This is a genomic window from uncultured Flavobacterium sp. (assembly GCF_963925415.1).
Taxonomy (GTDB): Bacteria; Bacteroidota; Bacteroidia; order Flavobacteriales; family Flavobacteriaceae; genus Flavobacterium.
Genome location: NZ_CAWUTS010000015.1, coordinates 1 through 10,219, shown reverse-complemented (window position 1 = coordinate 10,219; position 10,219 = coordinate 1). Strand labels below are relative to the sequence as shown.

General features: G+C 30.7%; 12 protein-coding genes. 7 read left to right on the top strand and 5 right to left on the bottom strand.

Translation table 11 applies throughout. The features are described 5' to 3' along the window. The first annotated feature begins 421 nt into the window (after positions 1 to 421). The gene (locus AABM47_RS01115) at positions 422 to 1,663 is read left to right on the top strand and encodes an NAD(P)/FAD-dependent oxidoreductase (RefSeq protein WP_338409078.1); all 1,242 of its coding nucleotides are present in this window, start codon (positions 422 to 424) and stop codon (positions 1,661 to 1,663) included. Between the two features lie 31 nt (positions 1,664 to 1,694). On the opposite strand, the gene AABM47_RS01110 is transcribed toward AABM47_RS01115, so the two are convergent. The 3 genes from AABM47_RS01110 to AABM47_RS01100 all read right to left on the bottom strand — a co-directional run bounded on the left by AABM47_RS01110 (position 1,695) and on the right by AABM47_RS01100 (position 3,704). After that, positions 1,695 to 2,216: a hypothetical protein gene (locus AABM47_RS01110; RefSeq protein ID WP_338409077.1), complete on the bottom strand. Its 522-nt coding sequence runs from the start codon at positions 2,214 to 2,216 to the stop codon at positions 1,695 to 1,697. A 22-nt stretch (positions 2,217 to 2,238) separates the two neighbouring features. Beyond that, positions 2,239 to 3,132 carry an OmpA family protein gene (locus AABM47_RS01105; protein ID WP_338409076.1) on the bottom strand — a complete coding sequence of 298 codons (894 nt, stop codon included), beginning with the start codon at positions 3,130 to 3,132 and terminating at the stop codon, positions 2,239 to 2,241. 95 nt (positions 3,133 to 3,227) lie between these two features. After that, complete coding sequence (locus tag AABM47_RS01100; RefSeq protein ID WP_338409075.1) at positions 3,228 to 3,704, bottom strand: TspO/MBR family protein; 477 nt, start codon at positions 3,702 to 3,704, stop codon at positions 3,228 to 3,230. 80 nt (positions 3,705 to 3,784) lie between these two features. Between AABM47_RS01100 and AABM47_RS01095 the strand changes: the two genes are divergently transcribed. The 6 genes from AABM47_RS01095 to AABM47_RS01070 all read left to right on the top strand — a co-directional run bounded on the left by AABM47_RS01095 (position 3,785) and on the right by AABM47_RS01070 (position 8,616). After that, positions 3,785 to 4,861 (top strand): diphosphomevalonate decarboxylase, encoded by a 1,077-nt coding sequence (locus AABM47_RS01095; RefSeq protein ID WP_338409074.1) that lies wholly within the window; start codon positions 3,785 to 3,787, stop codon positions 4,859 to 4,861. A gap of 93 nt (positions 4,862 to 4,954) precedes the next feature. Then, a complete protein-coding gene (locus AABM47_RS01090; protein ID WP_338409073.1) occupies positions 4,955 to 5,893 on the top strand; it encodes a mevalonate kinase in 939 nt (312 codons plus the stop codon). Between the two features lie 3 nt (positions 5,894 to 5,896). Beyond that, positions 5,897 to 6,817 carry a geranylgeranylglycerol-phosphate geranylgeranyltransferase gene (locus tag AABM47_RS01085; protein WP_338409072.1) on the top strand — a complete coding sequence of 307 codons (921 nt, stop codon included), beginning with the start codon at positions 5,897 to 5,899 and terminating at the stop codon, positions 6,815 to 6,817. Positions 6,818 to 6,844: 27 nt separating this feature from the next. After that, entirely contained in the window at positions 6,845 to 7,759 is a 915-nt protein-coding gene (locus AABM47_RS01080; protein ID WP_338409071.1) for a pseudouridine synthase, read from the top strand. Positions 7,760 to 7,800: 41 nt separating this feature from the next. After that, on the top strand, positions 7,801 to 8,163 hold the full coding sequence (locus tag AABM47_RS01075; RefSeq protein ID WP_338409070.1) for a nuclear transport factor 2 family protein: 363 nt from the start codon (positions 7,801 to 7,803) through the stop codon (positions 8,161 to 8,163). Between the two features lie 249 nt (positions 8,164 to 8,412). Beyond that, positions 8,413 to 8,616: a helix-turn-helix domain-containing protein gene (locus AABM47_RS01070; protein ID WP_338409069.1), complete on the top strand. Its 204-nt coding sequence runs from the start codon at positions 8,413 to 8,415 to the stop codon at positions 8,614 to 8,616. A gap of 141 nt (positions 8,617 to 8,757) precedes the next feature. On the opposite strand, the gene AABM47_RS01065 is transcribed toward AABM47_RS01070, so the two are convergent. Both AABM47_RS01065 and AABM47_RS01060 read right to left on the bottom strand, forming a co-directional pair. Next, positions 8,758 to 9,630, bottom strand: coding sequence for a zinc ribbon domain-containing protein (locus AABM47_RS01065; RefSeq protein WP_338409068.1), 873 nt, complete (start codon positions 9,628 to 9,630; stop codon positions 8,758 to 8,760). Positions 9,631 to 9,802: 172 nt separating this feature from the next. Further along, the coding region (locus tag AABM47_RS01060) for a hypothetical protein (protein WP_338409067.1) at positions 9,803 to 10,219 on the bottom strand (417 nt) is incomplete at its 5' end.

Here is a 10,219-nt window from a genome sequence, read left to right as displayed (position 1 = left end):
TGAAGGTTCGAGTCCTTTTACCCGCACTTAAAAAACCCCCTAAGTCTTAAAAATAAAGGCTTAGGGGTTTTTATTAAAATTATAAAAGTAGTAAACTCGGGTGTTGAATTACTCCACCAGTTATCCAAGCTTCATTTGATTTGTAATTTACCACAATGCGCATTTAGATGCTTCATAATATTGATTTTACAACTTGCATAGTCACTTTTTTAAATATAATTTTTTATAAGCTGTTTTCATTTTTTGCAATAACAGCTCTATTTTTCATAAGTGAACTTTAGTATTTTTTACAAAAAACTTCTAATTATTAATTTTTTTCTTCAAACAATAAAAAACATTGTTTTTTATTGTTTGCGAGTTTTTCAGTTCTATCCAGCGCATATTTCACGTATATTTCACGATATTTGCAAAAACAAACACATTGAATTCAAAATACGATATACTTATTGTTGGGGGTGGAGCTGCTGGATTTTTTACAGCAATCAATATTGTTGAAAACAACAATCAATTAAAAGTTGCCATTCTCGAAAGAGGAAAGTCTGTTTTAGAAAAAGTAAGAATTTCAGGAGGTGGTCGTTGCAACGTTACACACGCTTGTTTTGTTCCTAACGATTTGGTAAAATTTTATCCCCGAGGTGAAAAAGAATTACGCGGTCCTTTTCATCAATTTTGTAGTGGTGATACCATTGATTGGTTTCAAAATCATGGAGTAGCTCTAAAAATTGAAGACGATGGCAGAATGTTTCCTGAGTCCAATTCTTCACAAACAATCATTGATTGTTTTGAAAAAGCCACACAAAATTTAGGTATTGATGTTTTAACGGGTCAAAGTGTGCAATCTATTTTTAAATCAGATGATTATTTTAAAGTTCAAACCAATTCCGACACTTTTTTATGTGCTAAAATAGTTATGACTACAGGCAGTAATCCTAAAATTTGGGAAATGCTTGAGTTTATGGGTCATTCTATTACTCCAGCAGTTCCGTCTCTTTTTACATTTAACATTAAAGACAACCGAATTAAAGACTTAATGGGGCTTTCAACTTTTGCAACTGTACAGGTAAAAAAATCAGCCCGAGGGAAAGTCGAACAGAACGAAACGAAGCTAGAAGCGTCAGGTCCGCTCTTAATTACACATTGGGGAATGTCAGGTCCAGGAATATTAAGATTGTCTGCTTGGGGCGCAAGAGAATTGTTTGAAAAAAAATATCATTTTGCCATTCTAGTCAATTGGCTCAACGACTCCACTTTTGAGGAAGCTGTTATTTTATTAAAAGATCTAAAATTAGAACATTCAAAAAAAATAATGATTAAAAAAGCACCTTTAGACTTGCCTAATAGACTTTGGGAACGGTTGGTTTTAGCATCGGGCATTTCAGAAGAAACGAAATGGGCTGATTGCAATAAGCCCCAACTTATGGCATTGGCATCCCAATTAACCCAAGGAGAGTTTCAGGTAAACGGCAAAAGCACTTTTAAAGAAGAGTTTGTAACTGCTGGCGGTATAAATTTAAAAGAAGTTAACTTTAAAACCATGGAAAGCAAAGTGATACCCAATCTATATTTTGCAGGAGAAATACTAAATATTGATGCTATCACAGGCGGTTTCAATTTCCAAAATGCGTGGACTGGTGGCTATATAGCGGCACAGTCTATTTCATAAAAAAACCCTGATTGTTCAGGGTCTCTTTATTTTATTTTTCTCTTCCACCATCCAAAAGGTTTTGCCATTTTTTTAATTCGAGCCAATTACCCTCATGTGCTAATTTGGATTGTCTTGGCCAAGTGCCTGGGTCATGTAAGCTAAAACGTTCTCCTGCAATGTCTAAAATTTCATTACAGCGGTCAACAGAGGTTTTGCTTAACATTTTCCATGTAGTTATGCCATTTTTCTTGAATAACTCTTCAATTTTAGGCCCTATGCCTTCAATTATTTTTAGATCATTTTCTTTTATTTTTTTTCCAAAAACACTTTTTGCTGCATCAGAATTAAAGCCTACTAGTGGGTCGCTAAATTTTTGAGAGGTACTCTGTTGACCTCTTAAAGCATCAATGTCAGATTTTAATTGATTATTTCGTAGTTTGCAAGCATCTAAATCTGCTTTGTAATAATTTTTATCAACACTAGATTTTGACAAATACTTTCCTAATAAGTAGCCTAATAGGGCGCATAGTATTCCAACTATAGCGGGTATTAAAAAACAAGGTATATTCATGATTAGTATTTTTTAGTTGAGGTTATTTTAAAGTAATGTTTGTTCTTCTATTTTTTGATCTTCCTTCTGAGGTAGTATTATCTTCAATAGGCTCATTTGAACCTTTAGAAAAAGTGTTAATTTTATAAGCGGGTATTCCGTTTTTAGTCAAATAATTTTTTACATAACCGGCTCTTATTAAGCCAAATTTAATATTAAGTTGTGCATCCCCAACATTGTCAGTATGGCCCGTTATTTCAACTGACGAATTTGGAACATTAGACACGTAGTCAACAATTAAAGCTATTCTTTGTTTATCATCATTTGAAAACGTAAGGTCTATTTCACCTAATCCAAAATATAGCGTTAACGGATTGGCATTGATTTCGTCTTTTATAAGGCTCCAATTTTTTGAAACATCATTTTTTATAAAATCAAAAGTAATAGGACCTACAACAGAATCGTTTTTTAAGGCTATAGCATTTGTAACTACTCCTGTTAATTCCATTTTGTTTTCGGGAATTCCTTTTGAAATAAAATAATTTTTAATATCATTTGCTCTTGCGAGACCTAAATTTGCAAAATTAGAACTGTTTTTTTCAGAAGCTAAAGCGTGACCAGAAATTTTAAGAACAGATTCTCCTTTTTCTAATATTACTTTTAGTTGTTCAATTCCAAAATCAATAGAATCATGAACCGGACTTAAGTGTTCCGCTTTTGAATTTTTAAAAATAAAATTATGAGAAGTTGAATAATTAAAATCACTACTGTTAATAGAGAATCGATTACTCTTTATAAGAGATTTTTCTAATATTTTATTTTCATTGTTTAGCACACTCGTTTTATTATAAGTACTGCAACATAATTTAACACACAAAAAGGTGCCAAATGCAATAATAAATAAAATACCCAATAAATAAAGAGTCTTTTTAGTCATGTTCCTGATTTTTGTTTCATATAAAATTATTCATAAAGAACAAAAAAAAAGGGTATTAAACTAACAATTAATGCATTGTTCGTTATAAAGCAAATTTATCGGTTCAAAGCCCAAATACTTATGGTTAATGCGCTTGCAAAAATAACCCACACCAAATAAGGTATTAATAAAAGACTTGCTTTATGCTCTATTTTTTTAAAAATTAAATAGGTTTCATAAATAAGTAATAAAAGCAGTATAACTTCAATAGAAGCTAATAAAAGATTATGTATGCCAAAAAACAAATAACTCCATAAAGCATTGAAAAACAATTGTATGCCAAAAAACAACAATCCTTTTTTTGTCAATTCTGAATTTTTATCATACGCGTTCCAGACCATTCCTGCAGCTAATCCCATCAGTATATAAAGCAATGTCCATACGGGTGCAAAAACCCAATTGGGTGGGTTAAAAAAAGGCTTTACTAAAGTAGGGTACCATGTTTTTATACTAGATTGAGTAGCCAAAGAGGACAAATATCCTACAGCTAAACAAACGGCAACACAAATTATAATTCTATAATATTTTTTCATTTTACATATTTGATTACAAATTAACAAAATATCAATTAATAAAATTAACTAATTAAGTATCTTTGTTAAAACTTTATATTATGATTTCCGAAAAGGATTTTATTGCTTCAAATTATTCAAGTATTGAAACGGCTTCGTTTAAATGTAGCGCGCCTAGTAATATTGCCTTAGTTAAATATTGGGGAAAAAAAGACAATCAAATTCCAGCCAACCCTTCTATTAGTTTTACTTTAAATAATTGTAAGACCATAACAAAAACAACTTTTATTAAAAAAGAGAATAGCGAATCGTATCGTTTTGATTTACTTTTTGAAGGCAAACCAAAAGAAGATTTTAAGCCAAAAATTTTAAAATATTTACAGCGTATCGAAACGTATTGCCCATATTTAAAAGAATACCATATAGTTATAGACACACAAAATACATTTCCCCACAGTTCAGGAATAGCTTCTTCAGCATCAGGATTGGCCGCATTATCAATGAATATAATGTATTTAGAAAAAGCAATTAACACCAATTTGACCGATGACTTATTTTACAAAAAGGCATCTTTTTTAGCACGCTTAGGAAGCGGAAGTGCATGTAGAAGCATTAAAGGTCAGGTAGTTGTATGGGGCAATAATAAAACAATTGATACAAGTTCAAATTTGTTCGGAGTTGAATTTAAAGGGCTGCACCAAAATTTCAAAAACTATCAAGACACTATCCTGTTAGTTGATAAAGGCGAAAAACAAGTTTCGAGTACCGTTGGCCACGATTTGATGTTTGACCATCCTTATGCTGCAAATCGTTTTAAGCAAGCGCATCATAATTTAGCTCAAATAACGGATGTTTTAACTAGTGGAAATTTGACAGATTTTATAAAAATTGTTGAGAGTGAAGCATTAACGTTACATGCTATGATGATGACTTCGATGCCTTATTTTATTTTAATGAAACCAAACACATTACAAATTATCAATAAAATTTGGAATTATAGAGCTCAAACAAAGATACCGGTTTGCTTTACCTTAGATGCGGGCGCTAATGTTCATGTTTTATATCCCGAAAATAAAAAAGAAGCAGTTTTACAATTTATTAAAGATGAATTAGTTGACTTTTGTCAAAATGGTCATTATATTTGTGATGAAATTGGAAATGGCTCACAATTGTTATAATTTTGGTATTATTATAAAAACAATCAAAAAGTATACGTTGGTTATTTATTTTTTTTGATCAAACTATTCCAAATAAAATTAATAAAAATAAAAATGAAAGGACCTTTATTTTATTCAAAAATATTACTCTTTGGAGAATATGGAATTATTCAAGATTCCAAAGGGCTTTCTATTCCTTATAATTTTTATAAGGGCGCTTTAAAAACCGAAGACAATCCTTCTGAAAAAGCAATACAATCAAACAAAAACTTAGTGGGTTTTGCAAGTTATTTAAGTAAATTACAAACCGAACAACCAGCCTTAGTACAATTTGACCTCGAAAGCTTAGATAAAGATATTTTTAACGGAATGTATTTTGACTCTAGTATTCCACAAGGATACGGAGTAGGAAGTAGCGGCGCATTAGTAGCGGCTATATATGACAAGTATGCCTCAGATAAAATTACCGTCTTAGAAAACCTTACAAGAGTTAAATTAGTACAGCTCAAAAATATTTTTTCTAATATGGAATCTTTTTTTCATGGAAAAAGTTCGGGTCTTGATCCTTTAAACAGTTATTTGAGTTTGCCCATATTAATTAATTCAAAAGATAACATTCAAGCCACGGGTATCCCAACTCAAAGTGTCAATGGAAAAGGAGCCGTTTTTTTGTTGGACTCTGGTATTGTTGGTGAAACTGCTCCTATGGTTAGCCTGTTTATGGAGAATTTAAAAAATCAAGGTTTTAGAAAAATGCTAAAATCACAATTTATAAAACATACAGACGCCTGTGTAGAAAACTTTTTACACGGTGATGTAAAATCCTTATTTGAAAACACTAAAAAATTATCAAAAGTAGTTTTGAATAATTTTAAACCCATGATTCCAGAGCAATTTCATGCTCTTTGGCAAAACGGACTCGAAACCAACGATTACTACCTAAAGTTGTGTGGATCAGGCGGCGGCGGATATATTTTAGGGTTTACACAAGATTTAGAAAAAGCAAAAAAAGTATTAAAAGAATATAAAATAGAAGTAGTTTATCAATTTTAACGTATGATAACTAGAAAATCAAAATTAATTTTAATTAAAATTTTTAGTTTTTTTTCAGTTGTAAGAGGGTATAATATTTTGGTTATAGCTTTGGCACAATATCTTGCGGCCATTTTTATTCTTTCCCCAGAGGCTAGTGCCTTAAAAGTAATTTTAGATTACAAATTATTTATATTGGTTTTAGCTTCTTCACTGGCTATAGCATCAGGCTATATCATCAATAACTTTTATGATGCAAAAAAAGATCTAATCAATCGTCCACGAAAAGTAATGATTGACAGATTAGTCAGCCAACAAACAAAGCTTAAAGTATATTTTACCATCAACTTTATGGTCGCCTTAATGGCCTGTTTTATTTCTTGGAGAGCAATGTTGTTTTTTTCTGTTTATATTTTCTTTATTTGGTTTTATTCTCATAAGCTAAAAAAGTATCCTATTATTGGTAACATAACAGCCTCTCTTTTAGCTATATTACCTTTTTTTGGAATTTTATTATATTATAAAATTTTTTATAATGTAATTTTTGCACATGCCATGTTCTTATTTTTGTTAATTTTTATAAGAGAATTAATCAAAGATTTAGAAAATATTGAAGGTGACTTAGCCTCTAATTATAGAACCGTACCGGTATTGTTTGGAGAAAACACAGCCAAAACCATCATTACATTTTTAACAATAACGACCCTTGTGCCTGTTTATTTTTTAGTAGATGTTTTTGACATTGGTTATATGGATTTGTATTTTTATGCTAGTTTAATAGCGTTGTTTTTCTTTATAATTCAACTTTGGAAATCAAAAACTAAAGCACAATATATTCAATTGCATTTTGTGTTAAAAATTGTCATTTTAGCAGGGGTTTTTAGTATTGTATTAATTGACCCAGTAGTTTTGTTGCACGTAAAAAAACTAATTTCGACTTATTAGTTATATCTTTGCAAAAAATTAGAACAAATGACGCATAATCAGGGCAATGATAATGATAAGAAAAAAGGAACCTCTTCAAGACTAGGTAAATCAAAAAAGCCAAGCACTTCAAGCGGAAATGCACCTATTAGAAGCAAATCAAAGTCAAAAATAAGTACAAAAGTAAAATTTGTATCAAAAGTAGAAAAACCGACCGAAGAAAAAAAACCGTCAATTCCAAAGCCTCCTAAAAAAGCCGATGAATTGCGTTTAAATAAATACATTTCAAATTCAGGAGTTTGCAGCAGAAGAGATGCTGATATTTACATTCAAAGTGGTAATGTGAAAGTAAATGGAGTGGTTGTTACAGAAATGGGTCACACTGTAAAGCTAACGGATGTTGTAGTTTTTGACGGGGTTACTTTAATACCTGAAAAAAAAGAATACATTTTATTAAACAAGCCTAAAAACTTTTCAACAGTAGGTGACGATGCAAATGCACCAAGCGTATTAGACTTAGTAAGAGGAGCTACAAAATCAAAAATTCAACCTGTAGGAAGAATGGATAAAACCACAACTGGTTTACTACTTTTTACCAATGACTTGGATTTGATTAGAAAATATACAGAACCAAATCAAAAAACAAGTAAATTATATCAAGTTACTTTAGATAAAAATTTACGTTTTGAAGATTTAGAAAAAATTACATCAGGTTTAACAATCGAAGGTCATAGAGTTTATACGGAAGAAGTGACTTATATTGAAAACCAACCTAAAAGTGAAATAGGTATAAAAATGAAAACATCAAATATAAAAGTTATTCGAAAAATATTTGAACACCTTAAATATGATGTAATTAAATTAGACCGGGTAACATTTGCAGGTTTAACCAAAAAGAATTTACCAAGAGGTAATTATCGTTTCTTAACCGAACAAGAAATTATAAACATCAAAAACATTTAAACAATTAAATCCCGATTCTTTCGGGATTTTTTAATAATACTATGACAGCACAAGTAATAGAATCCATAGCCTTTCGTTGGTTTGAAGCCTTTAATAATAAGCAGTTAGACAAACTATTGTCTCTTTACGAAAAGGATGCCCAGCATTATAGCCCTAAACTAAAAATTCTTCAGCCAGAAACACTTGGATTGATCGTAGGGGTTGAGGCCATGAGAATTTGGTGGCAAGATGCATTTGAAAGATTACCATCTTTAAAATACGAATTAAAATCGCTAACAGCTAATTCTAGCAGGGTTTTTATGGAATACTTGCGCACAGTTGATGGGCAAGACGACATGCTTGTTGCTGAAGTGTTAGAGGTCAAAGAGGGTAAAATTATTAAATCAAGAGTGTATCATGGTTGATATCTTGATAGTGATTTAAGTATTAAAATATTTGGATTTTTTTATAACAAAAAACCCAAATATTTCTATTTGGGTTAAAGTGGTACCTACAGGAAGTTTTAGGTTTTACCTCATTTTACGTATTTTTATGTAAGAAATTGAAAATCAACAGTATAATGACTAAATCATTATAAAATAGTAAAGAGAACTCAAACCAAATAACAAGGATTTAAACCTGCCGAGCAACCTCTCGAGCAACCAGTATTCTCTATGGAAAACCCATTAAACAGGTTGTCTATTACAGGTGAAGACACCGAATATTTAACCCGAAATGAAGTCTCTAAGGTATTAAACGTAACGGTTCAAACATTGAATAACTGGAGAAGAGAAGGGGTCTTAAATCCTCTAAAAATAGGTGGTAGGGTGTTGTATAGAAAAGAGGATGTTTATAACAACTCACGACTGGTTGCGTGAGTTATTAACTGAATTTACTGCTGTAGTTTTCTAAATTACAATTAAAAGCGGTTAGTCAATTTTGGTTATATTTGATTTTTAAGAAGAAAATTTACAGCAAGTTTTAAGCTCAATGCTATAAAGTGGGGTATTAAAAATCTTTTAATCGTTCGGTTCAGGAGGAGAAGGAGGAAAAATTATAAAGTTCTCACAATCATAGAGATCCCATTCTAATGCTTTCTTATAATTTGCATTGACCATATTAGATTCATTGTCATCTTCTATAGCTTCATAAACAAAATATACATCATAGCTAAAAGCAACTTCATTAAAGTCAAATTCGACATATTGATGTATTTCCATAGAGCTTTTATTGATATCAACTATAACATTTTTAATTTTAAAATCTGCTTCAAATACATCTTCAATTTGAGAGTCCACACCAATAGAGTAAAAACTATTTCCCTCTGAATAAAGTGTAGCGCCTTCAGACTCATTTGTTAATTTGTTTAACATCACACTGTACATGTTTTCACCAAATTGCTCATCCCAAGAGACCTCATAAGACAAAAACATATCGTCGATTTCACACTCAGAAGAATATGTAAATCTCATATAGGCTTCATCATCATTAATTAGATCATTAAAACTACTTTTCACTGATTTTTCAATGGATGGAAGATCTGAGTTCGATGTAAAATTTGAATAAGACATTAACTTCCAATTCTTATCTATAAATAATTCTCTAACATCATTGTAATCAACAGGTACAGAAAGTTCATATATCTTCTGTTCTTTATAAGATGTCCAGATTGCTCTTGATCCAAAAATTAAAATAAAAATAAGTACCCCAATTATGGAATATATATTTCGACCTTTACTTTTTGATTTAACATCTTTTTCAATAGTTACTTCTTTTTTAATAAAATCATCCTTTATTGGCTTTGATAGGTTATTCATTTTGACACCACACTGGCCACAAAATTCCGCATTATTTATTAATTTTTCTCCGCAATTACCACAAAATTTATTCATTTTTTCTTATTAGTTAGTAGTACTTTTTTGTATAAATTTTATTCATAATCTAACATGGTGGCTTGTTTCATCTTGTTAATACAACATAACCAACTCAAGTATTATTTAAAAAGAGGTATACTCCAAATTATAGACGTTGAATATTTTAATTTAAAATATTATCCATCTTTTATTATTTCGTTTCTTTAAACGAAATAACCAAAAGGTATAAACTCATAAAGAACATTATTGAGCTTAAAGGCAAAAGACCAAATGCAATAGCTTCGTTTAAGGTACCAATTTCATAGCGAAGATCATTACTCAGTGCTTTGTAATCACGAATACAATCACGATGTATTTCAATTAATTCATCGATTTTTTTTAAATTCTCATCTCTTTTAGTTCCCAGATAATCTGAAATCACTTGAATTTCTTGCCACTCATTATCGTCTAATAATATTTCTCCAGACACACCCTGGTTACGAGTTGGGAACCAATATTTTAATCTTTCCGAATAAACGTTAAGCAATGGATTATTCTGACTTACCTCCCCACTATTATACATAAGCTCGTTAATATACTCCTCCATATCCGCCTCTTTATAATTATA